The sequence below is a fragment of the Streptococcus mitis genome (assembly GCF_002096845.1).
In the GTDB taxonomy this organism is placed as follows: Bacteria; Bacillota; Bacilli; order Lactobacillales; family Streptococcaceae; genus Streptococcus; species Streptococcus mitis_A.
Map to the genome: position 1 here is coordinate 148615 of NZ_NCVK01000058.1, position 17963 is coordinate 166577.

A 17963-nucleotide genomic window follows, 5' to 3' on the forward strand; every position below is an offset into this window, starting at 1 on the left:
AAAATGTACGATTATTTAATCGTTGGTGCTGGATTGTCAGGTGCAATCTTTGCTTATGAAGCAACCAAGTGGGGAAAAAAAGTAAAAGTTATTGATAAACGTGACCACATTGGTGGGAACATCTATTGTGAGAACGTTGAAGGAATCAATGTTCACAAATACGGTGCGCATATCTTCCATACTTCTAACAAGAAAGTCTGGGATTATGTTAATCAATTTGCTGAATTTAACAACTACATCAACTCGCCTGTAGCTAATTACAAGGGTAGCCTTTATAATCTACCTTTCAATATGAATACTTTCTATGCTATGTGGGGTACAAAAACTCCTCAAGAGGTCAAAGATAAGATTGCTGAGCAAACGGCTCACATGAAAGACGTTGAACCTAAAAACTTGGAAGAACAGGCTATCAAGTTGATCGGTCCAGATATTTATGAAAAGTTGATTAAAGGATATACTGAAAAGCAATGGGGACGTTCTGCTACTGACCTTCCACCCTTTATCATCAAACGTCTACCAGTTCGTTTGACTTTTGATAATAACTACTTCAATGATCGTTACCAAGGAATTCCAATCGGTGGCTATAATGTCATTATCGAAAATATGCTGAAGGATGTGGAAGTAGAACTTGGAGTTGACTTTTTTGCTAATCGTCAAGAATTAGAAGATTCTGCTGAAAAAGTTGTCTTTACAGGGATGATTGACCAATACTTCGATTATAAACATGGTGAGTTAGAATACCGTAGCCTTCGTTTTGAGCATGAAGTTCTTGATGAAGAGAACTATCAAGGAAATGCAGTTGTAAACTATACAGAACGTGAAATTCCATATACACGCATTATTGAGCATAAACATTTTGAGTATGGTACACAAGATAAAACGGTTATTACTCGTGAATACCCAGCTGATTGGAAACGTGGAGATGAACCTTATTATCCAATCAATGATGAGAGAAACAATGCCATATTTGCTAAATATCAAGAAGAAGCAGCAACAAATGACAAGGTTATCTTCTGTGGTCGTCTTGCAGATTATAAATATTATGATATGCACGTAGTAATCGAAAGAGCTCTTAATGTAGTAAGAGAGGAATTAGGTAATAATGACTAAAAATAGAATAAACTGGATAGATTTTGGGAAAGGGTTCGCAATATTTCTAGTAGTCATAGGTCATGTGTTTACTGGTTTATTTGATTCTGGGAAATTTACAAGTGATGCCAAATGGTTATCCATAGTTATTGCATTTATATATACTTTCCATATTCCAGTATTCTTTGCTTTATCAGGATATTTTTTCAAATCTGTAGAGAATTTTAAAGAGTATTATTATTATATGAAGAAGAAAACGATAGTATTAGGATTACCGTATATATTTTATTCTATAATTCATTATGTATTACAGAAAATAGCGGGAGGATCGGTACGTGTTCCCACTACATTGTTTAATTTGATAAATATTTATAAAGAACCATTAGGAGTTGTATGGTATTTGTATACATTATGGGCACTATATTTAGTATACGGATTTTTATCAATATTTATAAAGAACAAAAACTATCTTTTTATGATTAGTATAGTCGGATATATAATTACATTAGTATATATGTCAGAAATATTTTTTATAAAAAAAGTTCTAGCATGGGGAGTAATTTTCATGTTGGGGTCTGTATTAAAAACAGTTAAATTTAATGATATTAGATTTAGGAACATAATTCTACTAGGAATCATATTTAATATCGTATATATTTATACAATGTATATTTCATTTAATGTAGATGGTAAAATAATAACGGACTATAACTATCCTAGATGGTGGATTATTGGATACACAGGTAATGTTATCTTATCATTTATAATTTTTCCAAAAATAGAAAAAATATCCCAAAATATTTTTAGGTATTTTAGTAAATATGGGAAAATTAGTATAGGGATTCTAATTTTCCATTCACCAATTTGTAGTATGATTCGGATTCTAATGTTAAAAATGGGAATTGGTTCTGTTTTTCTTCATATTGTTATTGGTATTGTCTTGGGCTGGTATTTATCAATACTTGCAACCAATGTATTGAAGAAAATTCCATTATTGAATATTGTTTTAATACCACAGAGATATATTAAACTAAAATAAACATTCCTTGACTACCTAATGTAGTTGAGGTTTTTTGATGTTATTCATATTTTTGCAAACCTAATGTTTAAAAAATAATTTTCAAAAATTCTGAAAATTGTATTGACAGGACTTGAAAAAGGGTCTATAATGAATAAAAAAACAAAGGAGAAGACTATGAAAACAAGAAAAGTATTGGCTCTTGCGGGAGTGACTTTATTAGCAGCGGGTGTTTTAGCTGCTTGTTCAGGGGGCTCAGGTGCTAAAGGTGAGCAGACCTTCGCCTTTACCTACGAGACACATCCAGATAATCTCAACTATTTGACAACTGGTAAGGCAGCAACTGCTGACATTACTAGTAACGTGATTGATGGATTGCTTGAAAATGATAAATACGGGAACCTTATTCCCTCAATGGCAGAGGACTGGTCAGTTTCTAAAGATGGCTTGACTTATACTTATAAGATTCGTCAGGACGCCAAGTGGTATACATCTGAGGGAGAAGAGTATGCTCCTGTTAAGGCTCAAGACTTTGTGACAGGTCTTAAATATGCAACAGATAAGAAAGCAGAAGCCCTTTACTTGGTACAGGATTCAATCAAAGGACTAGATGCCTATGCTAAAGGGGAAATCAAAGATTTTTCTCAAGTCGGGATTAAAGCCCTTGATGATCAAACAGTCCAATACACGTTGAACAAACCGGAAAGTTTTTGGAACTCAAAAACAACCATGGGTGTGCTTGCGCCAGTCAATGAAGAGTTTTTGAACTCAAAAGGGGATGATTTTGCCAAAGCTACGGATCCAAGTAGTATCTTGTACAATGGTCCTTATTTGTTGAAATCTATTGTGACCAAATCCTCTGTTGAATTTGCGAAAAATCCGAACTACTGGGATAAGGACAATGTTCATGTTGATAAGATAAAATTGTCATTCTGGGATGGTCAAGATACTAGCAAACCAGCAGAAAACTTTAAAGATGGTAGCCTTACAGCAGCTCGTCTCTATCCAACAAGTGCAAGTTTTGCAGAACTTGAAAAAGAGCTGAAAGACAATATTGTCTATACTCAACAAGACTCTGTTACGTATCTAGTTGGTACAAATATTGACCGCCAATCTTATAAATACACATCTAAGACCAGCGAAGAACAAAAGACATCTACTAAAAAAGCTCTCTTAAACAAGGATTTCCGTCAGGCTATTGCTTTCGGATTTGACCGTACAGCCTATGCCTCTCAGTTGAATGGAGAAACTGGAGCAAGCAAAATCTTACGTAATCTCTTTGTTCCACCAACATTTGTTCAAGCAGATGGTAAAAACTTTGGCGATATGGTTAAAGAAAAATTAGTAACCTATGGGGATGAATGGAAGGATGTTAATCTTGCAGATTCTCAGGATGGCCTTTACAATCCAGAGAAAGCCAAGTCTGAATTTGCTAAAGCTAAATCAGCCTTACAAGCAGAAGGAGTCCAATTCCCAATTCACCTAGATATGCCTGTTGACCAAACAGCAACTACAAAAGTTCAGCGCGTGCAATCTATGAAACAATCCTTGGAAGCGACTTTAGGAACTGATAATGTCATTATTGATATTCAACAACTGCAAAAAGATGAAGTAAACAATATTACATATTTTGCTGAAAATGCTGCTGGCGAAGACTGGGATTTATCAGATAATGTCGGTTGGGGTCCAGACTTTGCCGATCCATCAACTTACCTTGATATCATCAAACCATCTGTAGGAGAAAGTACTAAAACATATTTAGGGTTTGACTCAGGGAAAGATAATGTAGCTGCTAAAAAAGTAGGTCTATATGACTACGAAAAATTGGTTACAGAAGCTGGTGATGAGGCTACAGATGTTTCTAAACGATATGATAAATACGCTGCGGCCCAAGCTTGGTTGACAGATAGTGCTTTGATTATTCCAACTACATCTCGTACAGGGCGTCCAATCTTGTCTAAGATGGTACCATTTACAATACCATTTGCATTGTCAGGAAACAAAGGGACAAGTGAGCCACTCTTGTACAAATACTTGGAACTTCAAGATAAGGCAGTCACTGTAGATGAATACCAAAAAGCTCAAGATAAATGGATGAAAGAAAAAGCAGAATCCAATAAAAAAGCGCAAGAAGAACTTGCAAAACATGTGAAATAAGATAAAAAGAAGTTAGTTGTTCGCTAACTTCTTTTGGTTTATCGAAAATGAATTGGTGCCGGTCACCGCTTTTAGATATGACAGATCCTATTTTGTTGAAGAAAAAATCCTGAGTTTTTATTCTCAGGATTTTCTTTCATCTCACTGTTGTGGTTGTTGAACTTGTGGATTTTGTGGCGTTGGTTGTACTGGTTGTGTCGGTTGAACAGCCTGGCCAGCTTGTCCTTGATTAGGATCAGTTGCTGGAGCATTATTGGGTTGTTGACCAACCGTCGTACTTGCCTGTGTAGTTGAACTTTCAGCTGTTGTGCTTGGAGTTTCTACCGTTTGTGTTTGTTGTGTTGCTGAATTATTCCATGTGTTCTTCGCGTTGTTCTGGAAGACGAATTCTCCATTTCGGAACAGGCCGTCTGGCATCGTCCAATCTCCAGGTTGGTCATCTTCTGATAGATACGATATCATTGAGCGATAAACCTTAGCAGCAACTAGGAAACCATCTCCAACGATTGGAGTTAGACGATTTGAGTAACCAGTCCATACAGCCATAGAATACTTACGAGTATAACCTACAAAACTTTCATCTGGAGCTACGTAGCCAGTGTTCTTGATATACTTTTCAATTTCGTCATCAGTATAGTTAGAAGTACCTGTCTTACCTGCTTGTGGAAGCCATGGTAGGTAAGCACCACGTCCGATTCCGTAAGCTAAAACAGTTTTCATCATTTCGGTCATCATATAGGCAGTAGTTTCTTTCATAGCTCGTGTACCAGCATCAGAAAATTCTTTTTCACTACCATCACTGAAGACGATTTTATTGATATACATTGGTTTGTGGTAAATACCACCATTAGCAAAGGCGGCGTAGGCAGTAGCCATTTTTTCACTACTTGCTCCGTACTGTTTGTTGGATTCAGTTGTGTTACTTGAAATGGCGTTTGCATAATGCATGCTTGGATAGTCGATACCAAGACCATTAAGAAAGGTTTTAGCTCTATCTAGACCGACCTTATTCAAAGTCTCAACGGCTGTGACATTACGTGACTGTTGAAGTGCATACTGGATTGTAATATTTCCAAAGTAGACTTTATCCCAGTTGTAGAGGGGAGTATCAGTACCTGGATAGTTATAAGGAACATCATGTACTATAGTTGCAGTAGAGTCATAGACTCCATATTCTAAAGCGGGAGCATAGTCAGTGATTGGTTTCATAGTAGAACCCCAGTCACGGTTGGTTTCAACGGCTTGGTTGGTACCAAATGAAACGTTACTTGCTTGGTGACGAGCTCCAAGTTGGGCGATGACTTTACCATTGGAAACATCTACGACCGTAGATGCGACTTGCAAATCATCGTCAGGGTAAGAGACGTATTGCTCGGAGTTGTAGATATCCCACAGACGTTTTTGAGCCTCTTGGTCTACATTTGTGTAAACATCCATCCCAGTAGTTAGAAGGTTATAGCCAGTTTCTCGTTCTACTTGGTCGATAACCTCTTTGAGATAATTGTCCATATAGGCTGGGTAGCTATTGACTGATTTCAAACTTTGGAGTCCATCAGTAATAGGAGTATTGATAGCCTTCTCATACTGTTCGGCAGAAATGTAGCCTTGACCTTTCATCTCTGAAAGTACCAAGTTACGACGGTCAAGGGCAGCTTCTGGATGAGAATAGGGATCATATTGGTTTGGTGCCTGAGGCATTCCAGCTAGTAGGGCAAGTTGAGGTAGTGATAGTTCTCGCAAATCTTTGCCGTAATAGTTTTGGGCAGCCGTCTGCATTCCATAGTTTCCGTTAGACATGTAAACTTTATTCACATAGTAGGTCAGAATTTCTTGTTTTGTTGCTTTTTGTTCTAATTGAACAGCCAACCAAGCTTCCTGGGCTTTACGTGAAATGGTCTGATCAGAAGTGGAAGTTGAGAAATAGGTCAACTTAATTAATTGTTGGGTAAGGGTAGATCCTCCCTGGAGGGAGTTGTTTTGTAAGTTACGTAAAAAGGCCCCTATAATTCGGATGGTATCGACACCGCGATGATCGAAAAAACGATGGTCTTCAATCGATACGATAGCCTTGACCAAATCAGTAGGAATTTCGTTGGCCTGAGCGTTTACTCGGCGTTCAGAGCCCAGATCGGCAATCAGTTCGTTTTTACTATCGAAAATCTTACTAGACGTGGTTGCGACTAATTTGCTCTCAGATAGGGCTGGGGCTTTGCTGACGTAATAGAGAAATATGCCTCCTCCCAGCATAACTGCTGTGATAAATAAAGTTAAGAAGCAGATACTCACATACTTAGCTATTCGCAGGATAGTTTGTTTGTTCATCTTGTTTTACCACCTAATAAATGTTCTTTGATAACATTGAGATAGGGAATTTGAGGGAAGGCACCAGCCTTGATTTCATATCCATATTCTCGAATATATCCAAGTGGCATTGATTTTTGTCCCTTATCTTGATGATAGAAGCGAATCAAATCGAATGCCGGCAATAAGTAGGTTTCTTGCAGAGAAGAAAAGTGAAGAAGGACAAAGCAGATTCCTTGTTGGGCAAGGACTTGTTCCATATGCTGAATCTGATGTGGATGGAAATTTTTCATCGGAATCGCACGTTTTTGTTTTGTTTCCTTGGCTTCAAAGTCGATGTAATATCCATTATAAACGCCAGAATAGTCTGTCGTTGAAGCTTGTCGAAAATAGGCTTCAACAATCTTGGCACGACTTCGTTGTGGATAGTCCACTCGTACGATTTGAATAGGGGTTGGTTTCTTGTGTATAACTGCCAATCCCTGAGACAAATAGTAGTCGTTGGTAGCATTGATCATCTTTTCAAAAGACATTCCTCGATTTGCGAAATTTTTGGGTTGAGAAAGAGATGTTTGTCTTTTTTGTGATGAAATTTTATGAGGATAGTTGACCATAATTCTCCTTATTGGTACAATAACATCACTCTATTATATCATAAATTTGCACAGGAAGGGTTAAAAATGACTACAGCTTTGGTTTTAGGATATTCTGCTTTTGATTTGGGTTTGTTTTCTGACAAGGATCCTCGGCTTAAATTGATTAAAAAAGCGATACGTAAAGATTTAGAAGCTATGGCAGCAGATGGGGTGACTTGGCTTGTATTTACAGGGACTTTGGGCTTTGAATATTGGGTTTTAGAGGTTGCTCAGGAAATGAAGACCGAATACGGTTTCCAGTTGGCTACCATTTTTGCTTTTGAAACCCATGGGGAAAATTGGAATGAAGACAATCAGATGAAACTGAGTCGTTTTAAGCAAGTAGATTTTGTCAAATATGCCTATCCTCGCTATGAACACAAGGGGCAGTTAAGAGATTACCAGCAGTTTTTACTGGAAAATACGAATAGTTCCTATCTTTTTTATGATGAAGAAAATGAAACGAAATTAGCTTATTTTTACCAAAAGATGAAAAATCAAGAGGACTATTTTATAAAGAGATTAACATTTGATCGGCTAAATGAACTTGCTGAAAATTTTTCCGAAAATTGAAGCTTTGACCTTGATTTTTGTTTGGCTTTTTTTATATAATAATACTAGCAAGCGAGAATGGAGAGAGACATGTCAAGTATTATTTTTTCAGCGAAAGATATTTTTGAACAAGAGTTTGGGCGTGAAGTCCGAGGGTATAGTAAGGTAGAAGTTGACGAGTTTTTAGACGATGTCATTAAGGACTATGAAACCTATGCTGCCTTGGTCAAGTCACTTCGTCAGGAAATTGCAGATTTGAAGGAAGAATTAGCCCGTAAACCGCAAGTGAGTTCAGCCCCAAGTCCTAGTCACCCAGATCCAATTGATGTGGCAGCTTCATCTTCTATGACGAATTTTGATATTTTGAAACGCTTGAATCGTCTTGAAAAAGAAGTATTCGGCAAACAAATTTTAGACAATCCTGATTTGTAATTCAGGTCTTGTCACATGCAATTTTTGGATAATCGCGTGAGGAGAGTTGCTTCTCATGAGGAAAGTCCATGCTAGCACAGGCTGTGATGCCTGTAGTGTTTGTGCTAGGCGAAACCATAAGCCTAGGGACGAGTAATCGTTACGGCAGTTGAAATGGCTAAGTCCTCGGATAGGTCAGAGTAGGCTTGAAAGTGCCACAGTGACGGAGTCTTTCTGGAAACGGAGAGAGTGGAACGCGGTAAACCCCTCAAGCTAGCAACCCAAATTTTGGTCGGGGCATGGAGTACGCGGAAACGAACGTAGTATTCTGACTGCTATCAGCTAGAGCTGTTAGTGGTAGACAGATGATTATCGAAGGAAGTGGTCCTAGTCACTTCTGGAACAAAACATGGCTTATAGAAAATTGCATATAGGTTGGGGCTGAGAAATTTTCTCAACCTCATTTTTTAAAGTGGACATATAGAAAGGTCTTGCAAGACTGTAACATGAAAAAAGAATTTAATTTAATTGCAACTGTGGCAGCAGGACTTGAAGCTGTTGTGGGACGAGAAGTGCGAGAGTTGGGCTACGATTGTCAGGTTGAAAATGGACGTGTTCGTTTTCAAGGAGACGTGAGAGCGATTATTGAAACCAACCTCTGGCTTCGGGCAGCAGATCGTATCAAGATCATCGTAGGAACTTTCCCAGCTAAGACTTTTGAGGAGCTCTTTCAGGGAGTTTTTGCTTTAGATTGGGAAAATTATTTACCACTCGGAGCTCGGTTCCCGATTTCCAAGGCCAAATGTGTTAAATCTAAACTTCACAATGAGCCGAGTGTTCAGGCTATTTCTAAGAAAGCTGTTGTCAAGAAAATGCAGAAACACTATGCTCGTCCAGAAGGTGTTCCTCTGATGGAGAATGGCCCAGAGTTTAAGATTGAGGTCTCTATTCTAAAAGATGTGGCAACTGTCATGATTGATACGACAGGGTCTAGCCTCTTTAAACGTGGTTATCGTACGGAAAAGGGTGGCGCTCCTATCAAGGAAAACATGGCGGCAGCCATTTTGCAACTTTCTAACTGGTATCCAGACAAGCCTTTGATTGATCCGACCTGTGGTTCGGGGACTTTCTGTATTGAGGCAGTCATGATTGCTAGAAAGATGGCGCCTGGTCTTCGTCGTTCCTTTGCATTTGAGGAATGGAACTGGGTCAGTGATCGTTTGATCCAAGAAGTGCGCACAGAAGCGGCCCAAAAAGTGGATCGTGAACTGGAACTGGATATCATGGGTTGTGATATTGATGCTCGCATGGTGGAGATTGCTAAGGCTAATGCTCAGGAAGCTGGTGTTGCAGGAGACATTACTTTTAAGCAGATGCGCGTGCAGGATTTGCGTTCCGATAAAATCAATGGAGTGATTATCTCTAATCCGCCTTATGGAGAACGTTTGTCAGATGATGAAGGTGTTACCAAGTTATATGCTGAAATGGGCCAGGTATTTGAACCGCTGAAAACGTGGAGCAAATTTATCCTAACTAGTGATGAATCATTTGAAAGTAAGTATGGTAGTCAGGCGGATAAGAAACGTAAGTTATACAACGGAACCTTGAAAGTGGATCTGTATCAATATTTTGGTCAGCGTGTTAAACGCCAAGAGGTAGAATAGAAAGGGATACTCATGAGTAAGAAAAGACGGAATCGTCATAAAAAAGAAGGCCAAGAACCGCGATTTGATTTTGATGAAGCAAAAGAGTTAACAGTTGGTCAAGCTATTCGTAAAAATGAAGAAGTGGAAGCAGGAGTCTTGCCTGAAGATTCCATTTTGGACAAGTATGTCAAGCAACACAAAGATGAAATCGAAGCAGATAAGTTTGCGACTCGCCAATACAAAAAAGAGGAGTTAGTTGGAAAAGAAGAAGCTGTTACCTCGACTCTTGATGACTTGCTTCAAGAGATTCGTGAGGAGACAGAAGTTGAGTCCTCAGTACAAGAAGATGACTTGAATCAGTTTGATGATTTAGAATTTACACGTGTTTCAGAAGCTCCCCCTGTCGAAGAATTTGAGCCTGAAGAAGTACAATTGTTTGAAGGAGAAGAGGTTCCAATACTTTCTCGAGTTACGGATAGTGAAGATGGAGAAAGTAAGAAGAAATGGTTGATTTACGGGATTCTAGCAGCGCTAGTGGTTCTTATCCTTGGAACTGCTTACTATGTTTACCGTCAAGTGAATCGCTCGACCAAGGAAATTCAGACTTCTCAATCAACCAAAAACTCGCAGGCAGAAGCGGAAGAATTTAATAATTTATATGATGCCTTCTACACAGATAGCAACAAAACGGCTTTAAAAAATAGCCAGTTTGATAAACTGACTCAACTTAAAACCTTGCTTGATAAGCTGGAAGGTAGTCGTGAACATACGCTTGCCAAATCTAAGTATGATAGTCTAGCAACGCAAATCAAGGCCATTCAAGATGTCAATGCACAATTTGAGAAACCAGCTATTGTTGATGGTGTTTTGGATACCAATGCCAAAGTCAAATCGGATGCTAAATTTACGGATATTAAAACTGGCAATACTGAGATTGATAAAGTGCTAGATAAGGCTATTAGCCTTGGTAAGAGCCAGCAAACAAGTACTTCGAGCTCAAGTTCAAGTGAAACTAGTAACTCAAGCTCTAGTCAAGCAAGTTCAAATACGACTAGTGAGACAAAACCAAGTAGTTCAAATGAAACTAGAAGTTCTCGCAGTGAAGTCAATATGGGTCTCTCGAGTGCAGGGGTTGCTGTTCAAAGAAGTGCCAGTCGTGTTCCCTATAATCAGTCTGCTATTGATGATAGTAACAACTCTGCCTGGGATTTTGCGGATGGTGTCTTGGAACAAATTCTCGCGACTTCACGTTCACGTGGCTACATAACTGGCAACCAATATATCCTCGAACGTGTTAATATCGTTAATGGCAATGGTTATTACAATCTCTATAAGCCAGACGGAACCTATCTATTTACCCTTAACTGTAAGACAGGATACTTTGTTGGAAATGGTTCTGGACATGCGGATGACTTGGACTACTAAGCAGTCGTTACAAAATTCTTTCTTTTCAAAAGTAAAAATGATAAAATAAAACAAATTAAACAAGAGGAGTGTCACATGACAAAAGCTAACTTTGGTGTCGTAGGTATGGCCGTAATGGGTCGTAACCTTGCCCTTAATATTGAATCTCGTGGTTACACAGTTGCTATTTACAACCGTAGTAAAGAAAAAACTGAAGATGTGATTGCTTGCCATCCTGAAAAGAACTTTGTACCAAGCTATGACGTTGAAAGTTTTGTAAACTCAATCGAAAAACCTCGTCGTATCATGCTGATGGTTCAAGCTGGACCTGGTACAGATGCTACAATTCAAGCCCTTCTTCCACACCTTGACAAGGGTGATATCTTGATTGACGGAGGAAACACTTTCTACAAAGATACAATCCGTCGTAATGAAGAATTGGCAAACTCAGGTATCAACTTTATCGGTACTGGGGTTTCTGGTGGTGAAAAAGGTGCCCTTGAAGGTCCTTCTATCATGCCTGGTGGACAAAAAGAGGCCTACGAATTGGTTGCGGATGTTCTTGAAGAAATCTCAGCTAAAGCACCAGAAGATGGTAAACCATGTGTGACTTACATCGGTCCTGATGGAGCTGGTCACTATGTGAAAATGGTTCACAATGGTATCGAGTATGGTGATATGCAATTGATCGCAGAAAGTTATGACTTGATGCAACACTTGTTAGGTCTTTCAGCAGAAGATATGGCTGAAATCTTTACTGAGTGGAACAAGGGTGAATTGGACAGCTACTTGATCGAAATCACAGCTGATATCTTGAGCCGTAAAGACGATGAAGGCCAAGATGGACCAATCGTAGACTACATCCTTGATGCTGCAGGTAACAAGGGAACTGGTAAATGGACTAGCCAATCATCACTTGACCTTGGTGTGCCATTGTCATTAATTACTGAGTCAGTATTTGCACGTTACATCTCTACTTATAAAGAAGAACGTGTGCATGCTAGCAAGGTCCTTCCAAAACCAGCTGCCTTCAAATTTGAAGGAGACAAGGCTGAGTTGATTGAAAAAATCCGTCAAGCCCTTTACTTCTCAAAAATCATTTCATACGCACAAGGTTTTGCCCAATTGCGTGTAGCTTCTAAAGAAAACAACTGGAACTTGCCATTTGCAGACATCGCATCTATCTGGCGTGATGGCTGTATCATTCGTTCTCGTTTCTTGCAAAAGATTACAGATGCTTACAACCGTGATGCAGACCTTGCGAACCTTCTTTTGGATGAATACTTCTTGGATGTTACTGCTAAGTATCAACAAGCAGTGCGTGATATCGTAGCTCTTGCGGTTCAAGCTGGTGTACCAGTGCCAACTTTCTCAGCAGCCATTACTTACTTTGATAGCTACCGTTCAGCTGACCTTCCAGCTAACTTGATCCAAGCGCAACGTGACTACTTTGGTGCCCACACTTACCAACGTAAAGACAAAGAAGGAACATTCCACTACTCTTGGTATGACGAAAAATAAGTAGGTCTACCATGGGGAAACGGATTTTATTACTTGAGAAAGAACGAAATCTAGCTCATTTTTTAAGTTTGGAACTCCAAAAAGAGCAATACCGAGTTGATCAGGTTGAGGAGGGGCAAAAAGCCCTCTCCATGGCTCTTCAGACAGACTATGACTTGATTTTATTGAATGCTCGTCTGGGGGATATGACGGCCCAGGATTTTGCAGACAAGCTGAGTCGGACTAAGCCAGCCTCAGTGATCATGGTCTTGGACCATCGCGAAGACTTGCAAGATCAGATTGAGACAATCCAACGCTTTGCTGTTTCTTATATCTATAAGCCAGTTATTATTGAGAATCTGGTGGCTCGTATTTCAGCGATTTTCCGAGGTCGGGACTTCATCGACCAACACTGTAGTCAGATGAAGGTTCCAACGTCTTACCGCAATCTGCGTATGGATGTAGAGCATCATACCGTTTATCGTGGCGAAGAGATGATTGCTCTGACCCGTCGTGAGTATGACCTTTTGGCTACTCTTATGGGAAGCAAGAAAGTTCTGACTCGTGAGCAGTTGTTGGAAAGTGTCTGGAAGTATGAAAGTGCGACCGAAACGAATATCGTGGATGTCTATATCCGTTATCTACGTAGCAAGCTTGATGTAAAAGGTCAAAAAAGCTACATTAAAACCGTTCGTGGTATCGGTTACACCATGCAAGAATAGAAAAGCAGTCACCCTTGTGTAACTGTTGTTTGAGCTCTATACTATCTGTAGCAGGAATTCCTGAACTCCAGATAGTATAGAGCTTTTTTTGAAGAATAACAAATGCAGGTCCTTATACTCAATGAAAATCAAAAAGCAAACTAGGAAGCTAGCCGTAAGCTGTACTTGAGTACGGTAAGGCGACGCTGACGTGATGTGAAGAGATTTTCGAAGAGTATTGGTATCTGATAAGCTTTACTTTCATAGTTCTCTACTTTTTGACACTCAAAAGGGATGAGCTAGCTGTAGGTGAAATCAATATATTCTTTATAAGTATTCAAAAAATGGCATTTATCATAGTTTTGAAGAAAATAGGGATTTTATTTTTAGTGCAACATTATAATATAACGAATGATTCAAATCCTGAAATATTCTGAAAAAATAAAAAACAATTAATATAATTGACAAATCTGCTTATATAAATTATAATGTTGAATGTATGTGTATGTGTATGTGTATGTGTATGTGTATGTGTATGTGTATGTGTATGTGTATGTGTACTACATGCTATTTTTAGAAATTAAAAGGAGAAAATATAGTGTATTTTAATCGTAAAAATGCAGAGCAAAAGAACTGGAGAATGATCAAAAAAGGAAAGCATTTCCTATTCGGTTGTTCTCTTGTTTTTGCGGTCGGAGCTAGCTTAGCTACTCAAGTGGTCTATGCAGACACGGCAGAAGCTACTGTAACAAGCAACTCGACAACTGGGGATGTTAACCCTACACAGAACGGAGATGGCAAGACTTATGAGGCACCTGCTGCTCTAGCAGAAATCAAGCCAGAAGCTGCTGGAACACCAGCTGTAGCAGCAAAACTTGATGGAGAAACTGCAAAAGAAGTTAAAGCTTTAGATAAAACAAAACTTGAAAGCTACATTTCAGAAATTGAGACAAAACTTTCTAACGGTTCTTACGCTAATAAAACTGAAGAAAGTGTTGCAGTCTTAAAAGCTGACTTAGAAGCTGCAAAAGCTACATTAGCGAATGCAACTACTCAAGCTGAACTAAAAAAAGCTTACAGTAAACTTGTCACTACAGTGAACTCTAAATTAAAAAACAAACCTGTAGAGAAAAAAGAAACTCCAACAGTAGATACTACTAACGGAAAAGAAACTGTAGGTAAACAAGCAGAAAACACTGAACCTAAATCAGAATCTAACTCAATCGAAAACACAGGATCTAACGATCCACGTAATAATCAAAGAATCCCAGCAGGAATTCAATTTAGGGCGGAAGTTGCTTATGCGGAAGATGCAAATGCGGAAGCAAATGGTCATAGTGATACCTATATCCTTAATGATGTTAATCGTAACACGAGTGCGAAAGCTGCTAATGAGATAGTTTCTCGGGTAACAAATTATAAAGTTAGATACCACAAAGATGAGAACGGGAAGATTACTTCATTAGATTGGCTTGTCTATTTTAACGATCATTCAGAGAATTTATCGAATACGTACCATACTGACGGTGGAGAGGTTTACCGTAACTATGTCCAGATTCCTAAAGAAGTGAATATGCCGGATACGATTACGCGTGCGCAGTATGCGAAGCCAACAAATCCTAAATGGGATCCTGTTGCTAAAAAATTCAAACGTCCCGACCCGAATGGTGAACCGGTTAGCGCTTCTTCAACGTTTGACAATCCAACGCCAGACAGTGCTTCAGGTCTACCAAGAGCAGGTCTTGATACCTTTAATCTAAAAGATTGGCCTAGTAAGCTTAGAGGGCGTTCTGTAGAAAATCTTGCTACTCAACTTCCTAGATATTTTAAGGATGCAGCTTCAGATAATTCTCCGACGACTCGAGATATGCTAAGGGGGGCAGCTATAAATGAAGACCGATTGATTGTAGACCGTTCAACTACAGGTGGTGATGAATTTAATAGCTATGTATGGAGCTTTACAACAACAGTTCCTAATGACACAACTAATGAACAACTGAAAGATATGAAGGTTGTGTTTGGGATGATGCGTAGTGCCACTGCAGGTGCTAATGCAGCTTTTGCCAACATTGCAGCTAACCCTGTGAAAATGTGGCAGTCTGATGTTTCCCCTGAACCAACAGCGAAAGATCAAACTGTAAAAGTTGGTCAAAAACCAGATGCGAAAAAATCAATTGGAAACTTTGACACTCTTCCACAAGGAACAACAGTTGCGTACAAGGAAGCAGTAGATACACAAAACCCAGGTGAAAAACCAGCAATAGCGGTTGTAACTTACCCAGACACATCTACAAAAGAAGTTCCAGTAAAAGTAATTGTTGAAAAAGAAGCAGTAGCACCAGCTAAGCCAGTTATCACGACAAGTCTAACAGGTAAAGCTAACACTAAAACTCCGGTTGAAGTGAAAGCAGAAGCGGGGTCTACAGTTTCCTTGTTCGCCCATGATGGCACTAAACTTGGTTCAGCCGTTGCGAACGACCAAGGTGTAGCAAGCATCACTCCAACAGTAAACATTCCAACCGGTATTGTAGCAGCGACAGCTACCAAAAATGGTAAAACATCAGAAGTAAGTGATGCTGTAGAAGCAACTCCAGCGGCAGTTACTCCACAACCAGAAACACCAAAAGAAGAGACTCCAGCGGCAGTTACTCCACAACCAGAAACACCAACAACTAGTGGTCCAGAAATTGTCAATGATTTGGCAGGTAAAGCAAGTACTCCAGCTGATGTGACAGTTAAAGCACCAGCAGGTTCAACTGTTAAACTTTACAATAAAGATGGCGTTGTGATCGGTGAAGCGGTAGCTAACGACCAAGGTGTAGCAACTGTTCACCCTACAAACAGTCTTCCAGCAGGAGAGATTACAGCGACTTCAACACCAGCAAGTGGTAAAGAGTCAGCTAAGAGTACACCGATTACGGTTACAGCATCACCGTTGACTGTTAAGGATGGTGGTGTGACTGGTAATAATGATACTAGACTATTGGTAAGTAGATCAGAGATTACAGTATATCCTGGTGATAAAATTGATGTTGATGTTGTAGCTCAAGCTACAGCTTTAGGGAAATTTTCAGTTGAAAAAAATCCACTAGCTATAAAAGGAGTAGAGCCAACGGGAGGATATCTAGATGACCCACGTGGAAGTACGATTAGACAACGTGATGCTAAATATAGTGGAACTGTTGCAATGGACCAGCCAGCAGGAAGTACAAGTGTTATTTTCCATGCGAAGAATCGAGATAAACCAACAACGATATACAGAGAACTTATAGTAAATGTTCTTGAGACTGCTAAGAAATATGAACCAGTTGCAGGTACAAAATTAGATGTTGCAAATTCTAATAATCTTAGTGAAGATGACAAGAACAAGGTTATCGCCTCTGTTAAAGCTGCTAACCCAAGTCTTCCAGCAGATTCACAATACAGTGTGGATGAAAAAGGGAACCTTACTATCACTTATCCTGATGGATCAAAAGATAAGATTGCAGCAGCATATCTAGTAAATCCAGCACCAACAGATGCAGATAAGAACACACCAACAGGTAAACCACAAACTGTAGACAAAGGAACAATACCAAAAGCAGAAGATTCAATTGGAAATGTAAAAGATCTTCCTAAGGGTACAAAAGTAGCCTTCAAAGATCCAGTAGACACAGCAACACCAGGTGAAAAAGATGCGGCAGTAGTTGTAACATACCCAGATGGATCTAAAGAAGAAGTTCCAGTTAAAGTAACGGTTAAAGACCCAAGTTCAGCACCAACAGATGCAGATAAGAACACACCAACAGGTAAACCACAAACTGTAGACAAAGGAACAACACCAAAAGCAGAAGATTCAATTGGAAATGTAAAAGATCTTCCTAAGGGTACAAAAGTAGCCTTCAAAGATCCAGTAGACACAGCGACACCAGGTGAAAAAGATGCGACAGTAGTTGTAACATACCCAGATGGATCTAAAGAAGAAGTTCCAGTTAAAGTAACGGTTAAAGACCCAAGTTTACCTGAAGATCCAACAACTAAGGATACAGATGACGATGGCTTGACTGATAAAGAGGAAGCAGACAAAGGAACAGATCCTAAGAAAGCTGATACAGATGGCGATGGCTTGACTGATAAAGAAGAAGCAGACAAAGGAACAGATCCTAAGAAAGCTGATACAGACGGCGATGGCTTGACTGATAAGGAAGAAGCAGACAAAGGAACAGATCCTAAGAAAGCTGATACAGACGGCGATGGCTTGACTGATAAGGAAGAAGCAGATAAAGGAACAGATCCTAAGAAAGCTGATACAGATGGTGATGGCTTCACAGATAAAGAAGAAGTCGCTAAGGGAACAGATCCAAAAGATCCTAACTCTAAACCGGAATCTAAACCAGAAGATCCAGCAACACCAGATACAAAAGCTCCAGCTAAACCAGAAATCAAAACAGATCTAACAGATAAAGCAGGAACTAAGACACCAGTTGAAGTGACAGCAGAACCAGGATCTAAGGTTGAGTTGTTCGACAAAGACGGTAACAAGCTTGGTGAAGGCGTAGCGGACGAAAAC

Annotated in this window: 12 protein-coding genes and 1 other RNA gene; 11 read left to right on the forward strand and 2 right to left on the reverse strand. The window is 39.4% G+C overall.

Annotated features, from left to right (window positions below; genetic code table 11):
* The first annotated feature begins 3 nt into the window (after window positions 1–3).
* From glf to B7695_RS08485, 3 genes are all read left to right on the forward strand, one after another.
* Window positions 4–1110: a UDP-galactopyranose mutase gene (gene glf / locus B7695_RS08475; RefSeq protein WP_084891093.1), complete on the forward strand. Its 1107-nt coding sequence runs from the start codon at window positions 4–6 to the stop codon at window positions 1108–1110.
* A complete protein-coding gene (locus B7695_RS08480; protein ID WP_084891095.1) occupies window positions 1103–2128 on the forward strand; it encodes an acyltransferase family protein in 1026 nt (341 codons plus the stop codon). Before glf ends, B7695_RS08480 begins: the two co-directional genes overlap by 8 nt.
* 156 nt (window positions 2129–2284) lie before the next feature.
* Window positions 2285–4264, forward strand: a complete 1980-nt coding sequence (locus B7695_RS08485) for a peptide ABC transporter substrate-binding protein (RefSeq protein WP_084891097.1) — start codon at window positions 2285–2287, stop codon at window positions 4262–4264.
* Between the two features lie 141 nt (window positions 4265–4405).
* Here B7695_RS08485 and pbp1a read toward each other — a convergent pair whose 3' ends face one another.
* Together pbp1a and recU are read right to left on the reverse strand one after the other, a co-directional pair.
* Window positions 4406–6586, reverse strand: a complete 2181-nt coding sequence (pbp1a, locus tag B7695_RS08490) for a penicillin-binding protein PBP1A (RefSeq protein ID WP_084891099.1) — start codon at window positions 6584–6586, stop codon at window positions 4406–4408.
* Window positions 6583–7179, reverse strand: coding sequence for a Holliday junction resolvase RecU (gene recU, locus B7695_RS08495; protein WP_081529550.1), 597 nt, complete (start codon window positions 7177–7179; stop codon window positions 6583–6585). Before recU ends, pbp1a begins: the two co-directional genes overlap by 4 nt.
* A 66-nt stretch (window positions 7180–7245) precedes the next feature.
* Here recU and B7695_RS08500 point away from each other — a divergent pair, with 66 nt between their 5' ends.
* The 8 genes from B7695_RS08500 to B7695_RS11675 form a co-directional block, all read left to right on the forward strand.
* Window positions 7246–7773, forward strand: a complete 528-nt coding sequence (locus B7695_RS08500) for an SLOG family protein (RefSeq protein WP_084891101.1) — start codon at window positions 7246–7248, stop codon at window positions 7771–7773.
* Between the two features lie 69 nt (window positions 7774–7842).
* A complete protein-coding gene (gene gpsB, locus B7695_RS08505) occupies window positions 7843–8184 on the forward strand; it encodes a cell division regulator GpsB (protein ID WP_000094897.1) in 342 nt (113 codons plus the stop codon).
* A gap of 20 nt (window positions 8185–8204) precedes the next feature.
* Window positions 8205–8585, forward strand: an RNA gene (gene rnpB / locus B7695_RS08510) — RNase P RNA component class B.
* Between the two features lie 84 nt (window positions 8586–8669).
* Window positions 8670–9827 carry a THUMP domain-containing class I SAM-dependent RNA methyltransferase gene (locus tag B7695_RS08515; protein WP_084891103.1) on the forward strand — a complete coding sequence of 386 codons (1158 nt, stop codon included), beginning with the start codon at window positions 8670–8672 and terminating at the stop codon, window positions 9825–9827.
* A 12-nt stretch (window positions 9828–9839) separates the two neighbouring features.
* Window positions 9840–11234: a cell division site-positioning protein MapZ gene (mapZ, locus tag B7695_RS08520; RefSeq protein WP_084891105.1), complete on the forward strand. Its 1395-nt coding sequence runs from the start codon at window positions 9840–9842 to the stop codon at window positions 11232–11234.
* A gap of 75 nt (window positions 11235–11309) precedes the next feature.
* On the forward strand, window positions 11310–12734 hold the full coding sequence (gene gndA, locus B7695_RS08525) for an NADP-dependent phosphogluconate dehydrogenase (RefSeq protein ID WP_000158778.1): 1425 nt from the start codon (window positions 11310–11312) through the stop codon (window positions 12732–12734).
* 11 nt (window positions 12735–12745) lie between these two features.
* Window positions 12746–13435: a response regulator transcription factor gene (locus B7695_RS08530; protein WP_084891107.1), complete on the forward strand. Its 690-nt coding sequence runs from the start codon at window positions 12746–12748 to the stop codon at window positions 13433–13435.
* Window positions 13436–14012: 577 nt separating this feature from the next.
* The coding region (locus tag B7695_RS11675) for a Rib/alpha-like domain-containing protein (RefSeq protein ID WP_275655694.1) at window positions 14013–17963 on the forward strand (3951 nt) is incomplete at its 3' end.

Bases quoted from the DNA above. Each gene is read 5' to 3' on its own strand.
- glf (WP_084891093.1), top strand. From the start codon at position 4: ATGTACGATTATTTAATCGTTGGTGCTGGATTGTCAGGTGCAATCTTT.
- B7695_RS08480 (WP_084891095.1), top strand. From the start codon at position 1,103: ATGACTAAAAATAGAATAAACTGGATAGATTTTGGGAAAGGGTTCGCA.
- B7695_RS08485 (WP_084891097.1), top strand. From the start codon at position 2,285: ATGAAAACAAGAAAAGTATTGGCTCTTGCGGGAGTGACTTTATTAGCA.
- pbp1a (WP_084891099.1), bottom strand. From the start codon at position 6,586: ATGAACAAACAAACTATCCTGCGAATAGCTAAGTATGTGAGTATCTGC.
- recU (WP_081529550.1), bottom strand. From the start codon at position 7,179: ATGGTCAACTATCCTCATAAAATTTCATCACAAAAAAGACAAACATCT.
- B7695_RS08500 (WP_084891101.1), top strand. From the start codon at position 7,246: ATGACTACAGCTTTGGTTTTAGGATATTCTGCTTTTGATTTGGGTTTG.
- gpsB (WP_000094897.1), top strand. From the start codon at position 7,843: ATGTCAAGTATTATTTTTTCAGCGAAAGATATTTTTGAACAAGAGTTT.
- B7695_RS08515 (WP_084891103.1), top strand. From the start codon at position 8,670: ATGAAAAAAGAATTTAATTTAATTGCAACTGTGGCAGCAGGACTTGAA.
- mapZ (WP_084891105.1), top strand. From the start codon at position 9,840: ATGAGTAAGAAAAGACGGAATCGTCATAAAAAAGAAGGCCAAGAACCG.
- gndA (WP_000158778.1), top strand. From the start codon at position 11,310: ATGACAAAAGCTAACTTTGGTGTCGTAGGTATGGCCGTAATGGGTCGT.
- B7695_RS08530 (WP_084891107.1), top strand. From the start codon at position 12,746: ATGGGGAAACGGATTTTATTACTTGAGAAAGAACGAAATCTAGCTCAT.